This is a genomic window from Streptomyces fulvoviolaceus (assembly GCF_000718165.1).
GTDB classification, from domain to species: Bacteria; Actinomycetota; Actinomycetes; order Streptomycetales; family Streptomycetaceae; genus Streptomyces; species Streptomyces fulvoviolaceus.
On record NZ_JOEY01000019.1, the window covers coordinates 133,480 to 149,655 of the forward strand.

At 71.5% G+C, this 16,176-nt stretch carries 17 protein-coding genes; 12 read left to right on the forward strand and 5 right to left on the reverse strand.

What is annotated here, in order from left to right; all coding sequences use genetic code 11:
- Positions 1-32: 32 nt before the first annotated feature.
- Together IG08_RS0121540 and IG08_RS0121545 are read left to right on the forward strand one after the other, a co-directional pair.
- Complete coding sequence (locus IG08_RS0121540; protein WP_030604893.1) at positions 33-383, forward strand: VOC family protein; 351 nt, start codon at positions 33-35, stop codon at positions 381-383.
- Positions 384-488: 105 nt separating this feature from the next.
- On the forward strand, positions 489-878 hold the full coding sequence (locus IG08_RS0121545) for a MarR family winged helix-turn-helix transcriptional regulator (protein WP_030604895.1): 390 nt from the start codon (positions 489-491) through the stop codon (positions 876-878).
- 126 nt (positions 879-1,004) lie between these two features.
- Here IG08_RS0121545 and IG08_RS0121550 read toward each other — a convergent pair whose 3' ends face one another.
- Positions 1,005-1,853: a LysR family transcriptional regulator gene (locus IG08_RS0121550; RefSeq protein WP_030604897.1), complete on the reverse strand. Its 849-nt coding sequence runs from the start codon at positions 1,851-1,853 to the stop codon at positions 1,005-1,007.
- Positions 1,854-2,175: 322 nt separating this feature from the next.
- On the opposite strand from IG08_RS0121550, the gene IG08_RS0121555 reads away from it, so the two are divergent.
- From IG08_RS0121555 to IG08_RS0121600, 10 genes are all read left to right on the forward strand, one after another.
- A complete protein-coding gene (locus IG08_RS0121555; RefSeq protein ID WP_043454835.1) occupies positions 2,176-2,862 on the forward strand; it encodes an alpha/beta hydrolase in 687 nt (228 codons plus the stop codon).
- On the forward strand, positions 2,859-3,698 hold the full coding sequence (locus IG08_RS0121560) for a sulfurtransferase (protein WP_030604903.1): 840 nt from the start codon (positions 2,859-2,861) through the stop codon (positions 3,696-3,698). Before IG08_RS0121555 ends, IG08_RS0121560 begins: the two co-directional genes overlap by 4 nt.
- Positions 3,695-4,552: an ABC transporter permease gene (locus IG08_RS0121565; RefSeq protein WP_030604904.1), complete on the forward strand. Its 858-nt coding sequence runs from the start codon at positions 3,695-3,697 to the stop codon at positions 4,550-4,552. The genes IG08_RS0121560 and IG08_RS0121565 overlap by 4 nt, the downstream gene beginning before the upstream one ends.
- A gap of 5 nt (positions 4,553-4,557) precedes the next feature.
- Complete coding sequence (locus tag IG08_RS0121570) at positions 4,558-5,274, forward strand: ABC transporter ATP-binding protein (protein WP_030604906.1); 717 nt, start codon at positions 4,558-4,560, stop codon at positions 5,272-5,274.
- A complete protein-coding gene (locus tag IG08_RS0121575) occupies positions 5,271-6,236 on the forward strand; it encodes an ABC transporter substrate-binding protein (RefSeq protein WP_030604910.1) in 966 nt (321 codons plus the stop codon). The genes IG08_RS0121570 and IG08_RS0121575 overlap by 4 nt, the downstream gene beginning before the upstream one ends.
- Before the next feature lie 23 nt (positions 6,237-6,259).
- Positions 6,260-7,360 carry an LLM class flavin-dependent oxidoreductase gene (locus tag IG08_RS0121580; RefSeq protein ID WP_030604913.1) on the forward strand — a complete coding sequence of 367 codons (1,101 nt, stop codon included), beginning with the start codon at positions 6,260-6,262 and terminating at the stop codon, positions 7,358-7,360.
- A gap of 10 nt (positions 7,361-7,370) precedes the next feature.
- On the forward strand, positions 7,371-8,369 hold the full coding sequence (locus tag IG08_RS0121585) for an ABC transporter substrate-binding protein (RefSeq protein ID WP_030604917.1): 999 nt from the start codon (positions 7,371-7,373) through the stop codon (positions 8,367-8,369).
- Positions 8,366-9,487: an acyl-CoA dehydrogenase family protein gene (locus tag IG08_RS0121590; RefSeq protein WP_234342931.1), complete on the forward strand. Its 1,122-nt coding sequence runs from the start codon at positions 8,366-8,368 to the stop codon at positions 9,485-9,487. Before IG08_RS0121585 ends, IG08_RS0121590 begins: the two co-directional genes overlap by 4 nt.
- Positions 9,484-10,860, forward strand: a complete 1,377-nt coding sequence (locus tag IG08_RS0121595; RefSeq protein ID WP_078655683.1) for an FAD-binding oxidoreductase — start codon at positions 9,484-9,486, stop codon at positions 10,858-10,860. The genes IG08_RS0121590 and IG08_RS0121595 overlap by 4 nt, the downstream gene beginning before the upstream one ends.
- 93 nt (positions 10,861-10,953) lie before the next feature.
- The gene (locus IG08_RS0121600) at positions 10,954-11,952 is read left to right on the forward strand and encodes an AraC family transcriptional regulator (RefSeq protein WP_030604926.1); all 999 of its coding nucleotides are present in this window, start codon (positions 10,954-10,956) and stop codon (positions 11,950-11,952) included.
- Positions 11,953-12,208: 256 nt separating this feature from the next.
- Here the strand turns inward: IG08_RS0121600 and IG08_RS0121605 are convergent, their stop codons facing one another.
- From IG08_RS0121605 to IG08_RS0121620, 4 genes are all read right to left on the reverse strand, one after another.
- Positions 12,209-12,598 (reverse strand): SseB family protein, encoded by a 390-nt coding sequence (locus tag IG08_RS0121605; RefSeq protein ID WP_030604929.1) that lies wholly within the window; start codon positions 12,596-12,598, stop codon positions 12,209-12,211.
- A 106-nt stretch (positions 12,599-12,704) separates the two neighbouring features.
- Complete coding sequence (locus tag IG08_RS0121610) at positions 12,705-13,946, reverse strand: acyl-CoA dehydrogenase family protein (protein ID WP_030604931.1); 1,242 nt, start codon at positions 13,944-13,946, stop codon at positions 12,705-12,707.
- Positions 13,947-14,052: 106 nt separating this feature from the next.
- Entirely contained in the window at positions 14,053-14,589 is a 537-nt protein-coding gene (locus tag IG08_RS0121615; RefSeq protein ID WP_030604933.1) for a cysteine hydrolase family protein, read from the reverse strand.
- Positions 14,586-16,118: a purine-cytosine permease family protein gene (locus tag IG08_RS0121620; RefSeq protein ID WP_052424817.1), complete on the reverse strand. Its 1,533-nt coding sequence runs from the start codon at positions 16,116-16,118 to the stop codon at positions 14,586-14,588. Before IG08_RS0121620 ends, IG08_RS0121615 begins: the two co-directional genes overlap by 4 nt.
- Positions 16,119-16,176: the final 58 nt, after the last annotated feature.

Genomic DNA, 16,176 nt, shown 5'->3' on the forward strand with positions numbered 1-16,176 from the left:
ACCGTCGACACCGACTCACCGAGGAGCACCCCATGACCGCCGGCCTGAACACGATCATCTACCCCGTCAAGGACCTCGCCCGGGCGAAGGCTCTGTTCAGCGCCCTGCTGGGCGTGGAGCCGTACGCCGACGAGCCGTACTACGTCGGGTTCAAGGACTCGGGACAGGACGTCGGCCTGGACCCCAACGGACACGCGAAGGGCATGACCGGTCCCGTCCCCTACTGGACCGTGACCGACATCAGGTCGACCCTCGACGCCCTGCTGACCGCCGGTGCGGAACCGCTCCAGGACGTCCAGGACGTCGGCGGCGGCAAGCTGATCGCCTTCGTGAAGGACGCGGACGGCAACCTGATCGGCCTGACGCAGGATCCGACCGCCTAGACGTCTCGCCGGCCGGGCGAGCGGGCCCTCCGGGAACGTCGCACTACTTGCAAGCGCACTAATTGCACACTCAATGAATGGCCGGATCGGTGTTACCGTGCCGGTATGGCAGTGAACACGGTCGAGGCCGGCCTCGAGGAACGGTGGCGGGACATCCTGTCGGTGCACGCGCGCACGATGTGCGAGATCGACCGCGTGCTGCACCCGCACGGGCTGGGCGCGAGCGACTTCGAGGTGCTCGACATCCTGGCCGCGGAGTCCCCCGCCGAGGGCGACCTGTGCCGGGTCCAGAACCTCGTCGGACGGGTGCATCTCAGCCAGAGCGCGCTGTCCCGGCTCATCGGCCGACTGGAGAAGGACGGTCTGGTCGAGCGCTCCGTGTGCGCGGAGGACCGACGGGGTGTGTGGGTCGCCCTCACCCAGAAGGGCCGCGATCTGCACGCCGAGGTACTGCCGCTGCAACGCGACGTACTGGCCCGCATGCTGGGGGCCTAGGCGCTCGGCCGGAAGCGCGGGGACGAATCCGCGGCCCGGTGGGGGGCTGGTCGCGCCCCCGCGGCGGAGCCGCATATCGGTACAGCCACGCGCCCCTCACCAAGGCCGCTCAGGACCTCATCGGCGTCAGCGCAGCAGATCCCGTACGGCGGTGAACGCGGCCTCGACCGTCGCCGGGTCCGCGCCGGGGCGGGCGAGGGCGCTCATCGGGATGGGGGTGACCCCGGGCAGGCCGCCGTACGGGGTCAGCCCGTCGGGGGCGGGGCCGACCGCCGCGAGGAGTGCCACGCCCTGGCCCGTGCGGGCGATGTCCAGAACGCCCGCGAGATATCCCGCGTCGCCGACGACCGCGGCCGGCACCCCACGTGCGGCCAGGGTCGCGATGGCCCGGCGGCGGATCGCGCACGGGTCCTCGATGGCCACCAGCGGCACGGGCGCCGGGGCGGTCGGCGGCACCCAGCCGGGCACGGCGTGCCAGGTGAGCGGGAGGCCGCCGACGGGGGTGCCCTCGGTGGCGGCGGCCTCGGTGACGTACACCGCGACGTCGACGCTGCCGCGCTCCACGGCCTCGACGAGCCGGGCGGAGCGGTCGATGCGGAAGCGGACCCGGCAGCCGGGGCGCACCTCCTGGACGGCGGCGGTCAGCCGGGGCAGGAACTGGTCGGCGGCGTGTTCGGTGGAGCCGATGGTCACGATGTCGCCGTCCGCGCCGAGGAGCGTGCGTACGGCCTCGTCGTGGACGGCGAGGATCCGGCGGGCCTGCTCGAGCAGCAGGCGGCCCTCGGGGGTGAACCGGGTGCCGCGCCCCTCACGCTCGACGACGGGCCGCCCCAGGATCTTCTCCAGTTTGCGCACATGCTGGCTGACCGCGGACTGGCTCAGGGTCAGCGCCTGGGCGGCGCGATGGAAGCCGCCGCAGTCCGCTATCGCGGTCAGGCTGCGCAGGGCCACGATGTCGAGGACGGGTTGGGGCATGCCGCGACAGTAGCCGCTGAAGGGGATCGATCGCGATCCCTGATCGGTTTCGATGCGGAATCGTCGTTGGACGTGGTCCGCCGCGGCCCGTCATGATGAACGCATGTTGCACGCGACCGCTTCTGCTGCCCTTCTGACGCAGCGCCGAGTCATCGACTTCGGCGTGGCGTGCAGCGCGCGCTGTCGCTGATCCTCCGCCGCACACCGGCCCCCTCTTCGCAGTCCGAGTCGCGTAAGCCTCCTGCTCGCTGACACGTGACAGCCGCTTTCCGCTGCCCTTTTCCCTGGATTCCCCCTGCCCCGAAACGGGAGTTGCCCCCTCATGTCCTCATCCTTCGCCTGGGACGAACCCGAAGGCCTCGCCGCGCGCGGCACGCTGATCGTGCTGGCCGGGCGGGGCGAACACGGCGGTGTGTACGAGCGGTTCGGCCGTCGGCTCGCCTTCGACGCCTACCGGGTCCGCGCCCTCGGCGACCCGTCCGCCGACCCGACCGTGCTCGACGAGGCCGCCAAGCTCCTCGCCGACGAGTCGCTGCCCGGCCCGAAGGTGCTGGTCGGTTCGGACACGGGCGCGCTGTACGCCGCCCAGCTGGCCGCAGAGCGGGGTGCGGGTGTCGACGCCCTGATCCTGGCCGGTCTGCCCACCTCACCCTGGACGTCCGGGAGTTGGGAGGCCGAGGCCGAGGCCCGCACCGGCTGCCCCACGCATCAGGGGCGGCTGACGAACGACCCGGACTTCCGGCGGGACGCGCTGGCCGTTCTGCCCGACCTCCAACTGGCCGACGTGGATGTCCCCGTCCTGGCCCTGCACGGCAAGGACGACGCGGTCAGTCCGGTCGACGAGGCTCTCCGCGCCTACGGCGAGGTGCCGACGGTGCTCTTCAACGGCGGCCGGCACGACGTCCTCAACGACGCCCTGCACCGCACCGCTGCCGCCACGGTCGTGCTCTTCCTGGAGCGGCTGCGCCTGTCCCCCGAGCTGACGCCGATCGCCGAGGAGCGGGCATGACCGTCACGACCACCGTCGCGGAGCTCCGTGAGCTGCTCGCCTCCGACGCTCCCCCGGCCGTGCTCGACGTCCGCTGGGCGCTGGGCGATCCGCACGGCCGCGAGCACTACGCCGAGGGCCACATCCCGGGCGCGGTGTACGTCGACCTGGACACCGAACTGGCCGCGCCGCCGAGCCCCGAGGGAGGCCGACACCCGCTGCCGGCGATCGCGGAGCTCCAGGACGCGGCACGCAGGTGGGGACTCCGGCAGGGCCAACCCGTCGTCGTCCACGACGACTTGGGCAACACCGCCGCGGCGCGGGCCTGGTGGTTGCTGCGGTACGCGGGGCTGGAACGGGTGACCCTGCTCGACGGTGCGCTCGGTGCCTGGCGTTCGGCCGGACTGCCCCTGGAGTCGGGGCTTCCCGACGCCCCGCCGCCGGGCGACGTCGTCCTGCGCGAAGGCGCACTGCCGATCACCGATGCCGACGGCGCCGCCGAACTCGCCGCCTTCGCACTGCTGTTGGACGCGCGGGCCGCCGAGCGGTACCGCGGCGAGGTGGAACCGGTCGACCCCCGGGCGGGCCACATCCCGGGGGCGGTCTCCGCGCCGACCGGCGAGAACCTCACGGCGGACGGGACCTTCCTGTCGGCCGACCTGCTGCGCAAGCGGTTCGAGGAGAAGGGTGCCGGATCAGCCGCACGGATCGGCGTCTACTGCGGCTCCGGCGTCACCGCCGCCCACCAGATCGCCGCGCTGGAGATCGCCGGGTTCGAGGCGGTGCTCTTCCCGGGTTCCTGGTCGGCCTGGTCCACAGACCCGTCCCGCCCTGCCGCGAAGGGAAGCCGGCCATGACGACGACATCTCTGGACGCGGTGATTCCGACCGAACAGGCACCCGCGCGCATCACCATCCGCGGCACCGCCAAGACCGGCCGCCGCTTCTCCGTCCCGCGTTCCGTTCGCCGGGCCGCGGGGCCCGTGGGACTCGTCCTCCTGTGGTTCCTCACCTCGGCCACCGGCGTCCTCCCGGAATCCGTGCTGGCCTCTCCCGTGGACGTCATCCAGCAGGCCGTCGAGCTCACCAAGAACGGCGAACTCCCCAGCGCCATCGCCGCGTCGGGCCGCCGGGCCGCCACCGGCTTTCTGATCGGGGCGACCGTCGCGCTGAGCCTGTCCCTGCTGGCCGGGCTGTTCCGGCTCGGCGAGGACGTCATCGACTCCTCGATGGGCATGTTCCGGGCGATCCCCTGGGTGGGCCTGATCCCGCTGTTCATCGTCTGGTTCGGCATCGAGGAGACGCCGAAGATCGCGCTGGTCGCGCTCGGTGTGACGTATCCGCTGTACTTCAACATCTACGGCGGCATCCGCTCCACCGACTCCCAACTCGTCGAAGCCGCACGGATGATGGGGCTCGGCCGGCTCGGGCTCATCAAGTACGTGATCCTGCCGAGCGCGCTGCCCGGCGCCCTCGTGGGGCTCCGGTACGCGCTGTCCACCGCCTGGCTGGCCCTGGTCTTCGCCGAGCAGATCAACGCGGACGCCGGGCTCGGCTATCTGATGAGCAACGCCCAGCAGTACTTCCGCACGGACGTCATCGTGCTCTGCCTCGCCGTGTACGCGCTGCTCGGTCTCGCCTGCGACTTCGCCGTACGGATCCTTTCGCGCCGCCTGCTGACCTGGCGGGCCAACTTCGAGGGCGAGGCGTGAGCGTCATGGCCAACAGCGTGGAAATACGGGGGCTTTCGAGGGCCTTCGACGGACACACCGTCCTGCACGAGCTCGATCTCGACATCCGTGAGGGCGAGTTCGTGGCGCTGCTCGGGCACAGCGGCTGCGGCAAGTCGACGCTGCTGCGGATCCTGGCCGGGCTGGACGAGGAGATCGGCGGCGAGGTCACCGTCCCCGCGCGGCGCAGTGCCGCGTTCCAGTCGCCGCGACTGCTGCCCTGGCTGAAGGTGTGGCGCAATGTCGTCCTCGGGTTGCCCGGGCGACCCGACAAGGCGCTCGCTCTCCGAGCTCTCGACGAGGTCGGGATCGCGGACCGCGCGACCGTCTGGCCCAAGACGCTCTCCGGCGGCCAGGCCCAGCGCGTCTCCCTGGCCCGCGCTCTGGTGCGCGAGCCCGAACTGCTGCTCCTGGACGAGCCGTTCGGCGCACTGGACGCCCTCACCCGGGGCAAGGTGCAGCAGCTGGTCGCCGAACTGTGGCAGCGGCACGGCTGCGCGATCCTCCTGGTCACCCATGACGTGGAGGAGGCGCTCCTGCTCGCCGACCGCGTCCTGGTGATGGACGAGGGCCGCATCGCCCACGAGCTCACCGTCGACCTGCCCCGCTCCCGCGATCTCACGGCCCCCGAGTTCGTGACCCTGCGCGCCCGCCTCCTGAACTGGCTGGGCGTGACCCGCACCCTGGAAGGAACCCCGTCGTGATACGCAGAATCGCAGCCGCCGCACTGAGCCTGACCTCCCTGCTGGCGCTGACCGCCTGCGGCGCGGACTCCTCGGCGGACGCCTCCTCGAAACAGGTCACGCTCACCATCGGCGACCAGGCGAAGACCCTCCAGACGATCGTCGCCGCGTCGGATGCCCTCAAGGGCGCCAAGTACAAGGTGAAGTGGGCCGAGTTCGAGGGCGCTGCCCCGCTCTACCAGGCCGTGCAGGCGGGCGCCGCCGACACCGGCTACTCCGCGGACCTGCCGGCGCTGCAGGCACTCAGCGGCGGCGTGCAGATCAAGAACGTCGCCGCTCTGAAGAACGACGGCACGCACGTCGGCATCGTCGTCCGCAAGGACTCCGGCATCGACAGCGTCAAGGACCTCAAGGGCCAGAAGGTCGTGGTCTCCTCGGCCAAGGGCAGCGTCTCGGAGTACCTGCTGGCCAACGTGCTCAAGCAGAACGGGCTCAACTACAAGGACGTCAAGGTGCAGTACCTGCTGCCGACCGACGCACAGGCCGCGTTCGCCTCCGGGAAGATCAAGACCTGGGCGATCTTCGGCGTCTACCAGGCCGTGGCCCTGGAGCAGGGCGGCAAGCTCCTCGTGGACGGCGGGGACGGCCGGGTCAGCGGCCTCGGCTTCATCAACGCCTCCGACAAGGCCCTCGCCGACTCCTCGAAGAAGGCCGCGCTCGCCGACTTCCTGAAGCGCCTCGGTACGGCCCTGAAGTGGACCAGCACCCACAAGGACGCCTATGCCAAGGCCATCGTCGAGCGCAACGGCGCCGACGCCTCCGTGGCGAAGACGCTGGCCTCGGCGGCGTACGGCAAGGTCCTGCCGATCACTTCCGACGTGGACACGACCGTCCAGGGCGTGGCCGACCTCATGAACAGCATCGGTGTCCTGGACCCGAACGTCGACGTGGCGAAGTCGTCCGACACGTCTCTTCTCAAGTGACCTTTTCCGAAGAGGAGTTGCCCATGCCTGTCGAGTTCATCAGCGCCGTCCACACCGACTCCGGGGCCTCGGGTCCCGCCGCCGCCGGCCGCACCGGCTTCGACCCGGCCTATCTCCGCAAGTACGCCCGCGCGCTGGACGACGGCGGCTTCGATCACACTCTGGTCGCCTACCACTCGGCCTCGCCGGACGCCTTCCAGGTCGCCCAGTTCGTCGCCACCCACACCGAACGCGTCAGCCCGATCCTGGCGCACCGGCCGGGCGTCATCTTCCCCACGCACGCGGCCCGCGCTCTCGCGACCCTGGACCAGATCAGCGACGGCCGGCTCGCGCTGCACATCATCTCCGGCGGCAGTGACGAGGAGCAGCACCGCGAGGGCGACTACCTCAACAAGGCCGAGCGGTACGAGCGTTCGGACGAGTACATCCAGATCCTGCGGAAGGTATGGCAGGCCGACGGGCCGGTGTCGCACGAGGGCAAGTACTTCAGGTTCGAGGGCTATTACTCGGACGTGAAGCCCGTGAACGGGCTCGTGCCGATCTCCGTCGGCGGCTCCTCGCAGGACGCGTACCGGGTCGGCGGTCAGCAGGGCGACATCTTCGGTCTGTGGGGCGAGCCGCTGAAGGAGACGGCCGAGCAGATCGCCGCCGTGAACGCGGTCGCGGATGCCGCCGGGCGCCCGCGTCCCCGTATCTGGGTGTCGTTCCGCCCGATCATCGCGCCCACCGACGAACTGGCGTGGGAGAAGGCACACCGCACGCTGGGCGTGCTCAAGGACCAGGCTCAGAACACCGAGTTGCTCCGCCACTACCGCACCACGGGCCGCCCGGCGAACGTCGGCTCGCAACGGCTGCTCGACATCGCCGAGCGGGGCGAGGTCCACGACCGCTGCCTGTGGACCGCCCCGGCGGTCGCCACCAACGCCGCCGGCGCCTCGACCGCCCTGGTCGGCTCCCCCGAGACGGTCGCGAAGGCCCTGCTCGACTACGTCGACATCGGCTGCGACCTGCTGTCGATCCGCGGCTACGACCCGCTGAACGACGCCATCGACTACGCCCGTCACGTTCTGCCGCTGGTCCGGCAGGAGCTCGCCCACCGCGCCACCACCGCCCAAGCCGCCTGATGGAGACCCCGTGTTGTTCCGCCGTACCCTGCGCTCGTCCGCCGCCCTGCTCGCCCTGCTGTTGCCGTTCGCCGCGGCCTGCGGGGGTGACGCGGAAGCCGACTCCCAGGCCGACGTCACCCTCAGAGTCGGCGCGACCGGCTGGAAGACCGAGGAGGCGATCCTCAAGTACGCCGACCTCGACGACACCCCGTACAAGGTCAAGTGGAGTCTCTTCCAGGGCGGCGACCAGCAGCTCCAGGCGATCCGCGCCGGAGCGCTCGACCTCGCCTCCTCCAGCGAGATACCGCCGATCTTCGCCGCCGCCGACGGCAGCCCCAACTTCAAGGTCGTCGCCGTACAGAAGGGCGCGACATTGAACCAGGAGGTCGTCGTCCCCAAGGGCTCGAAGGTGACCGACATCGCCGGCCTCAAGGGCAAGAAGGTCGGCTACGTCCAGAACACCACCGCCCACTACTTCCTGTACGAGCTCCTCAAGCAGGCGGGCCTGAAGTGGTCCGACGTCGACGCCAAGCCGCTGCTGCCCAACGACGGGCTGGCCGCCCTGAACGGCGGCAGCATCGATGCCTTCGCCTCCTACGGCACCTCGATCATCACCGCCCACCAGCAGGGCGCCACGACGGTCGGCTCGGGCAAGGACATCCTGTCCGGCAACTTCCTCTGGTCGGCGCGGGACAACGTCCTCGACAGCCCGGCACAGAAGGCGGCGGCCGCCGATCTGATCGCGCGGATCACCAAGGCGTACGCCTACGTCCGCGACGGACACGAGGACGGCTTCGCCAAGGTCACCGCCGACGCCACCCACCAGCCGCTCGCCCAGGCGAAGAAGGACCTCGTCGCCGCACAGGCCCAGCGCCCGACCGAGGCCCGCACGGTCGGCGACGACACCATCGCCTCCCAGCAGAAGGTCGCCGACGTGTTCACCGAACTCGGGGCGCTGAAGGAGCACTTGGACGTGAAGTCGTTCTGGACCACCGACCTCAACGCCGAGCTGAAGAAGGCGCTGTGACCGAAAGCGCGGTGACCGGCCGCATCGCGGAACTGGCCGCCGGCTACGACCGATCGGGCGCCTTCCCCGCCGAGCCCCTGCGGATCGCCCACGAGGCCGGCCTGCTCACCGCCACGATCGGGAAGCAGTACGGCGGCCGGGGCGCGGGTGTCGAGGAGACCGCACGCATCCTGCACTCCCTGGGGCAGGGCGACCCGTCCGTCGCCCTGATCGCGGCGATGACCCTCAACACCCACGCCCGGCAGGCCGCCGAGCCGCACTGGCCGGAGGAGCTGTACGCGCGCGTGCTCAAGGAGTCGTTCGCGCGGCCCGTGCTCATCAACCACGCGCGCGTGGAACCCGAACTGGGCTCCCCCGCGCGGGGCGGGCTGCCCGCCACCCGGGCGCGGCGCACTGCCGACGGCTGGTCCGTCAGCGGCACCAAGCGGTTCGTGACGGGTGCCGACGGGCTCGACTGGTTCCTGGTGTGGGCGACCACGGACGAGGCAGAGCCTCGCGTGGGAACCTTCCTGGTGCCCGGCGGCTCGCCCGGCATCGAGATCACGGGCCGCTGGGACCAGTTGGGGCTGCGGGCCAGCGGCAGCCACGACGTGACGTTCCGGGATGTGGAGATCCCCTACGAGTACGTCATCGGCATCGGCCCGCACGGCCCGGCCGCCGAGCAGGACAACCGGGCGGGCGCTGCCCTCCATCTCCCGCTCGCCGCCCTCTACTTGGGCGTCGCCCGGGCCGCGCAGGCGTTCTTCCACACCTTCGCCCACGCGCGCGTGCCCGCCAACCTCGGTCACCCGGTGGCCCGTACGGAACGCTTCCGGCGCACGGCCGGGGAGATCGAGGTGCTGCTCGCCGCCGCCGAGCAGCTGGTGTTCGACGGTGCCGCCCGGGTGGACGCGCGGGACCCGAAGTACACCCCCGAACAGGCCCTCGGCGCCCGCGTCCTGGCCGACCGGCACGGTGTACGGGCCGTGGAGCTGGCCGTACGGCTGCTGGGCAACCCGGGGCTGTCCCGGGGCAACCCGCTGGAGCGGCACTTCCGGGACATCCAGTGCTCGCCCGTGCACGCGCCCCAGGAGGACATCTCCCTGCTCGCGATCGGAACGAAGGCGTTGAACCCGTGACAGCAGCACCGGAAACGACCGTGTCCGCGCAGTTCCTGGGCCTGCTCGCCCGCGATCTCCCGCCCGACCGGCTGACCACCGACCCGGCCACACTCGCCGCGCACGCCACCGACCGCTCGGGCACGCGGCCCGGCGGCGAACCCCTCGCGGTCGTGCACGCCCGTCGCACCGAGGACGTGACCGTCACACTCCGCCACGCCGACGCCCTGGGCGTGCCGGTCGTGCCGCGCGGGGCGGGCACCGGCCTGTCGGGCGGGGCGACGGCCGACGAGGGCTCCCTGGTGCTGGACCTGTCCGGGATGAACCGCATCCTCGACCTGTCGGCCGACGACCAGCTCGCCGTCGTCGAACCGGGCGTGATCACCGCCGAGTTGGACCGGGCGGCGGGCGCGCACGGTCTGCGGTACGCGCCGGATCCGGCGAGCGCGGCCCTGTCCACCATCGGCGGGAACATCGCGACCAACGCGGGCGGGCTGCGGTGCGCGAAGTACGGGGTGACCCGGGACAGCGTGCTGGGCCTGGAGGCGGTCCTCGCCGACGGCACGGTGGTGCGCACGGGCCGCCGTACGGTCAAGGGCGTCACCGGCTACGACCTCACCGCACTCCTCACCGGCTCGGAGGGCACCCTCGCGGTCATCACCTCGGCGACCCTGCGGCTCCGCCCGATCCCGGTGGCCACGGCCACACTCGCCGCGTACTTCCCCTCCTTCGAGGCGGCCGCCGAGGCGTCGTACGCCATCAGCCGGGCCGGGGTCGAGCCCGCGCTGGCGGAGCTCGTCGACGGGCCCGTGCTGCAGGCGATCGATCCGGCGCTGCGGGAGCGGGGCGCCGCGCTGCTGGTGGTGCAGTGCGACGGCGCGGGTGCGGCACTCGAGGCGGCGGAGGTCGCCCGGCTGCTCGCTCCCCTCGCCTCGACCGTGGAGACGACGCAGGATCCCGCCGAGGCCGAGGCGCTGCTGGCCGCCCGGCGCCTCGCGCTGCCCGCGCTGGAGCGGCTGGGCCGGCCGCTGATCGAGGACATCGTGGTCCCGCGGTCCCGGCTGGCGGAAGCGGCGCGCGAGATCCGGGCGATCTCCGCACGCCATGACGTGCCCGTGTTCACCATCGCGCACGCGGCGGACGGGAACCTCCACCCGATCATCGTCGTGGACCCGCGGCTGGACGGGCTGCCCGACGCGGCGTGGGAGGCGGCCGGCGAGATCTTCGCGCTGGCGCTGCGGCTCGGCGGGACGATCACCGGCGAGCACGGGGTGGGCACGCTGAAGCGGCAGTGGGTCGCCGAGGAACTCGGGCCCGCCGCCCATGGACTGCAGCGGCGACTCAAGGAGGTGTTCGACCCTCACGGGATCCTCAATCCTGGGAAAAGCCTGTGAGAACCCCCTAGAAAGTAAGGCCTCCCCGGCCGCTCGCGGTGCCATGCTGAACAAAAAACACCGCGCAGGGGACGGAGAGACAACGCCTTGTCCATGGAAGCCGTGGAAGCCGTGGGAGAGGACCGGGTCGCCGAGTTCAGCCTCTATACGACGCGCTCCCTGGAGGAGTCCCGCGCCGCGATCGCGGCCCACTACTACGACCTGCGCCTCGAAGTGGCGGGCGCGACCGCGGACTTCTCCACCAACATGACCGTCGTCGACCTCGGCGCGCTGACGGTGGGCGACGTCAGCTTCGGCACGGAGATCCGGATGGGTTTCGGCGAGCCTGGCTTCTACCACGTGGGTGTTCCCCTGGAGGGTTGCTGCAGCGTCCAACAGGGGCGAGGGGACGCTGTGTTCGGCACGACCCGGCGCGCCCTCTTCTTCGATCCGGAGCGGGACATCCGGGTCGACGCCTGGTCCGCCGACTGCCACGTCCTCACCGTGAAGATCGACAAGGCGGCCGTGCACCATCAGCTGGAGCTGCTGCTGGGCAGACCGGTGCCGCGGTCGCCGTCCTTCGAACCGTGCTTCGACGTCACCCGGGGGCCCGGCCGCAGCTGGGCTCGGCTGGCTCACTGGAGTCTGCTGGAGCGGGACGTCTCGCACGGGCTGCTGCGCAGCCCGCTGATCCGCGGCCGCCTCGAACAGACCCTGCTCGAAGGCGTGTTGCTGGCGGCCGACCACTCCTGTCGCGAGGAGCTGGCAGCCCCTCCGCCACCGATGCGCCCGGCCTCCGTCAAACGGGTCATGGACGTCGTGCAGGAACGTCCCGCCGAGCCGTACGACGCCGCCCGCCTCGCCGAGATCGCCCAGGTCAGTGTGCGTACCCTGCAGGAAGCGTTCCGCAGGCACGTCGGTATGTCGCCGATGGCGTACGTCAACGAGGTGCGCCTGCAGCGGGTCCGCGGCCAGTTGCGGGCCTCGGCACCGGGGACGACGACCGTCTCGGACGTGGCCTACCAGTGGGGGTTCGCCCATCTCGGCCGGTTCGCTCGGCGCTATCGGGAGCGGTTCGGGGAGTCGCCCTCGCAGACACTGCGGGCCGCCTGATGCCATCTGCCGCGATCCGCCGCGTTTTGCGGACAGTTTCCGCGCTTGCCGGAGCGACGGGACGACGGGTGCGGGCCTATGTTCGGGGCACGGTAATCGCGGGCAGCCGAGGAAGGGCGGAGTCGGCGCCGCTCATCCCGGGCGCCGACGAGAACCCGGGTGCGGGAGCGGGAGACGGCCCGCGCCCGCGGGCCCGGCCGCTCCCCATCCGTGAGTCACGGTGGCCGGGCCCCACTGCATTGCGGGTCGCTCAGCCCTACGGCCGGGCCAGCAGCGTGCGCACGCCCTCCGACGTGAGGGTCAGCGGATGCGTCGAGCTGCCGTCGATGGTGAGCGAGAGGTCACCATCCGGCCACTGCGCGGCGAGCGCGCCCAGCGGCACCAGGCGGTAGCGGGAGACGAACGGCAGCAGCTCGGCCATCTCGACTTCCGAGGTGAACACGGGCACCACCGGAGCACCGTCCTGCTGCTCCAGCACGGGCAGCGCCACGGCGACGTCCTCGTCGGCGGCGTCGTCGGGCACAGGGACGAGCACCTCACTGGTCGCGAGGGTGTCGAGCGCCGCGATGTCCTCGGTGTTCTGCGTCAGCGCGTCCAGCGCCCGCTGGGCCGGGGTGGCGGTGTGGTCGTTGGCGGGTATGTCCATGGCAGATCCCCTGGTAGCGGCGGTCGTACGTGCCGCCCGGGGCAAGATCTCCCCGGGTACGGTCCTGCTCGCGTACCCGACCGCGCCCGGAGCATTCCTCCGGCGCTCACGGAATCAGGGGAATGTGCTCCGAGGGCAGCCCCAGGCGGTCGCAGCCGACCCGGCGCACGAGAGGCTCCGCCATGCTCGCCCCGACGTGCGTCCAGTACGTGGCCGCGTCCCGGAAGTAGCGCTGCATCCGCTCACCGTCGCGGGCGTACCGGGAGCCCGCCGTACGGAACAGGATCCCCTGCAGCACGTCCCAGGCCATGCGTCCGGCGTTCAGGAACATCAGGGCCAACCGGTTGTCCTCCACGATCGTGAAGGGGGATTCCCCGGCCACGTTGCGGCGGCAGGTCTCCATCCAGTCCTCGGCGGTCTGCCGCAGCGCCGCCTCGGCGGTGTGGATCAGGCCCAGCGCCTCGCCGAGGTGCCGCTGGTAGTCGTGCAGCTCGGCGCGAGTGCGGTCCGGCTCCAGGGCCAGCGGGCGCGCGGCGACGATCCGGGCGTACTCGTCGGCGGCGGCGTACGCGGTGCCGATCATGATGGCGGCCAGCTCGCCGTGGAAGAAGCTGGGTGCCCGCCCCGCGTACATCGGATTGCCGTGCAGTGCGGAGCCGACGCTGCCGCCCACTGTCGGCAGGTCGAGCAGGCTCACCTCACGGGTGAAGTACGCCGGGATGCGGGCTTGCTCCATGTGGATGCTGTTGGAGCCGGTGCCGCGCAGACCGAGCACGCCGTGCCAGTCGTCGAGCACCGTCCACACCGAGCGCGGGGCGACGAACAGCACCGGCGGTCCCGGCGGATCGCCGGGCCGGTCGGGGGCGCGCAGGGTCTGGCCGACGTAGTGCGTGGAGTAGGGGGCGCCCGAGGAGTACGGCCAGGTGCCGTCCAGGACGACGTGGTCGTCGCCGTCGGGCTGGGCGACGCCGATCGGCAGGACCGTGGACGCTGCCCGGAAGTCGCCGTCGGTGCCGAAGAACTCGTCCTGCGCCTTCTCCTCGAAGACCCCGGCGGCCTGGAGCACATGGGCCGCGGTCAGGGACAGGGCCCAGCCGGTGGAGGGGCAGCCGCGCGCGATCTCCACGACCACGCGGTAGAAGACGGGCAGGCCGAACTCGTAGCCGCCGTAACGCCGCGGCTGGAGGATCCGGTAGAAGCCGGCGCGCAGGAAGTCGTCGTGGGTGTCCTTGGGGTAGTGCGTGAGCCGTTCGGTCTCCGGCTGGCGTTCGAGCAGGGCGGGCCTGAGGGCCACGGCCCGTTCGACGATCTCGCGCTCGGTCAGACCGGGTTCGGGTACGGCGATCACGATGCCTCCTGACGTGTGGGGCCGTCCGTTCGTGATGCGATACGAGTGATTGAACACGGCAAGCGCTTCCGGGTACCGACCGGATAAGGCCAATACCGCCTCGGATTCAGAGCAGTTCGGCCACCGTGACCACCCGGATCAGTGGCTGGTACAGATCCATCACGTGCAGCGCCCTGGCATGCGAGTCGTCGTCCGCCCCCGCACACGCGTCGGCCGCCACGAGAACCTCGACCCCCGCGTCGGCAGCGGCCAGGGCGGTGGACAGCACACAGCAGTCGGTGCTCACACCGGCCAGGACCAGACGGCCCTCCAGGCCGACGCGGGCGGCGAGTTCCGGGGTCCACTTGCCGAAGGTGGTGGCGTCCAGCACATGCGGGGCACGGCCCGCAAACTCCTCGGTCAGATCCCACAGTTGGGCGTCCGGCGGCTGGAGCGCGAAAGGCCACTGCTCGTAGTAGGCCCGCCAGGCTCCGACGGGCTTGTCGGGCGCCAGGAAGCGGGTGAACGTCACCCTGTCGCCGAACGCCGGCAGCAGTTGTCGTACACCTGCCGCCGCCTCGGCGAAACGAGGGGCGGCCCATGGGCTGTCGGGCTCGGCGAAGACGCGCTGCATGTCGATGACGGCGAGCAACCCGGTGGTCATACGATCGCTCCCTCGTCCACCGTGGGGCTCGGCGCCTGGGCCTCCTGCTCGCGGACGCGCCCGCGCCGCAGGGCGAGGGTGCCGAGGAAGCCGAGCGCGAGGGCGGCCAGGACGCCGAGGTTGGCGTACGCCCAGGCGCCGGTCTTGCCGCCGAGGCCGAACGGGCCGAGCAGATAGCCCTGCCACTCCAGCCAGCTCGCGGCCGAGTTGGTGACCATGCCCCAGCCGAGGGCGGTGGCGGCGAGGGTGAGCAGCAGCGGGGTGGGCGGTACGTCGCCGTAGCGGCCGCGTGGGCGGTAGAGGTCGGCCTCGTCGTAGTCGCGGCGGCGCAGGGCCAGGTCGGCGAGCATGATGCCGCACCAGGCGGCGATGGGGACGCCGAGGGTGGTCAGGAAGCCCATGAACTGGCCGAGGAAGTCGTCGGCGACGAACACGATGTAGATCGAGCCCGCGATCATCAGGACGCCGTCGACGAGTGCGGCCAGGTAGCGGGGAATGCGCAGGCCGGCGGAGAGCAGGGCGAGTCCGGAGGAGTAGATGTCGAGGACGGCTCCGCCGACCAGGCCGAGGACCGCGACCACGGCGAACGGGACCAGGAACCAGGTGGGCAGGATCGTGGTGAGCGCGCCGATCGGGTCGGCGGCGACGGCCGCGTTGAGCTTGCTGGACGAGCCGGCCAGCAGCAGTCCGAAGACCAGCAGGAGCAGGGGTGCCACGGAGGCGCCGAAGGCGGTCCAGCCGACCACGCCCCGGCCGGACGAGGTGCGCGGCAGATAGCGGGAGTAGTCGGCGGCGGCGTTGACCCAGCCGAGGCCGAAGCCGGTCATCATGAAGACCAGCGCGCCGATGAACTCCTGGGCGGAGCCCGCCGGGAGGGCGCTGACGGTGCTCCAGTGGATGTGGTCGGCGACGAGCGCGATGTAGACCACGGTGAGCACGCCCGTCACCACGGTGATCACGGTCTGCAGGCGCATGATCAGGTCGAAGCCCATCACGCCGCCGACGACGGTGAGCCCGGCGACCACGATCAGGGCGACCACCTGGGTCCCGGTACCGCCGCCCCAGCCGAGCCGGCCGAACACGGTCGCGGTGGCCATGGTGGCGAGGGCACACAGCACGGTCTCCCAGCCGACGGTGAGGACCCAGGAGACCACCGACGGGAGGCGGTTGCCGCGCACGCCGTAGGCGGCGCGGCTGAGCACCATCGTCGGCGCCGAGCCGCGCTTGCCGGCGACCGCGACGAAACCGCACAACAGGAACGAGAAGACGATGCCGATCACTCCGGCGACCAGCGCCTGCCAGAAGGAGATCCCGAACCCGAGCGCGAAGGCCCCGTAACTCAGGCCGAGGATCGAGACGTTGGCCCCGAACCACGGCCAGAACAGCGTCCGCGGGGTGCCCTTGCGCTCGGCGTCACCGATCACGTCGAGCCCGTGCGTCTCCAACTGGAGCTGCCGGCCCGCGGATCTGCCGTCCTGGGAATGCGAAGAGTCCGCTGTCGAAGAGTCCGATGTCGAGGAGTCCACCATCGCCTGCCTGCCTGTCCGGAGGTGTCCGCTCGAAGCTAGGCAGAGCGCGGTGGGACGT

What these genes read in the sequence shown, in the direction of transcription:
- IG08_RS0121565 (WP_030604904.1), top strand. Translation starts at nt 3,695, where the DNA reads ATGACGACGACATCTCTGGACGCGGTGATTCCGACCGAACAGGCACCC.
- IG08_RS0121580 (WP_030604913.1), top strand. Translation starts at nt 6,260, where the DNA reads ATGCCTGTCGAGTTCATCAGCGCCGTCCACACCGACTCCGGGGCCTCG.
- IG08_RS0121545 (WP_030604895.1), top strand. Translation starts at nt 489, where the DNA reads ATGGCAGTGAACACGGTCGAGGCCGGCCTCGAGGAACGGTGGCGGGAC.
- IG08_RS0121620 (WP_052424817.1), bottom strand. Translation starts at nt 16,118, where the DNA reads ATGGTGGACTCCTCGACATCGGACTCTTCGACAGCGGACTCTTCGCAT.
- IG08_RS0121555 (WP_043454835.1), top strand. Translation starts at nt 2,176, where the DNA reads ATGTCCTCATCCTTCGCCTGGGACGAACCCGAAGGCCTCGCCGCGCGC.
- IG08_RS0121605 (WP_030604929.1), bottom strand. Translation starts at nt 12,598, where the DNA reads ATGGACATACCCGCCAACGACCACACCGCCACCCCGGCCCAGCGGGCG.
- IG08_RS0121615 (WP_030604933.1), bottom strand. Translation starts at nt 14,589, where the DNA reads ATGACCACCGGGTTGCTCGCCGTCATCGACATGCAGCGCGTCTTCGCC.
- IG08_RS0121550 (WP_030604897.1), bottom strand. Translation starts at nt 1,853, where the DNA reads ATGCCCCAACCCGTCCTCGACATCGTGGCCCTGCGCAGCCTGACCGCG.
- IG08_RS0121560 (WP_030604903.1), top strand. Translation starts at nt 2,859, where the DNA reads ATGACCGTCACGACCACCGTCGCGGAGCTCCGTGAGCTGCTCGCCTCC.
- IG08_RS0121540 (WP_030604893.1), top strand. Translation starts at nt 33, where the DNA reads ATGACCGCCGGCCTGAACACGATCATCTACCCCGTCAAGGACCTCGCC.
- IG08_RS0121570 (WP_030604906.1), top strand. Translation starts at nt 4,558, where the DNA reads ATGGCCAACAGCGTGGAAATACGGGGGCTTTCGAGGGCCTTCGACGGA.
- IG08_RS0121600 (WP_030604926.1), top strand. Translation starts at nt 10,954, where the DNA reads ATGGAAGCCGTGGAAGCCGTGGGAGAGGACCGGGTCGCCGAGTTCAGC.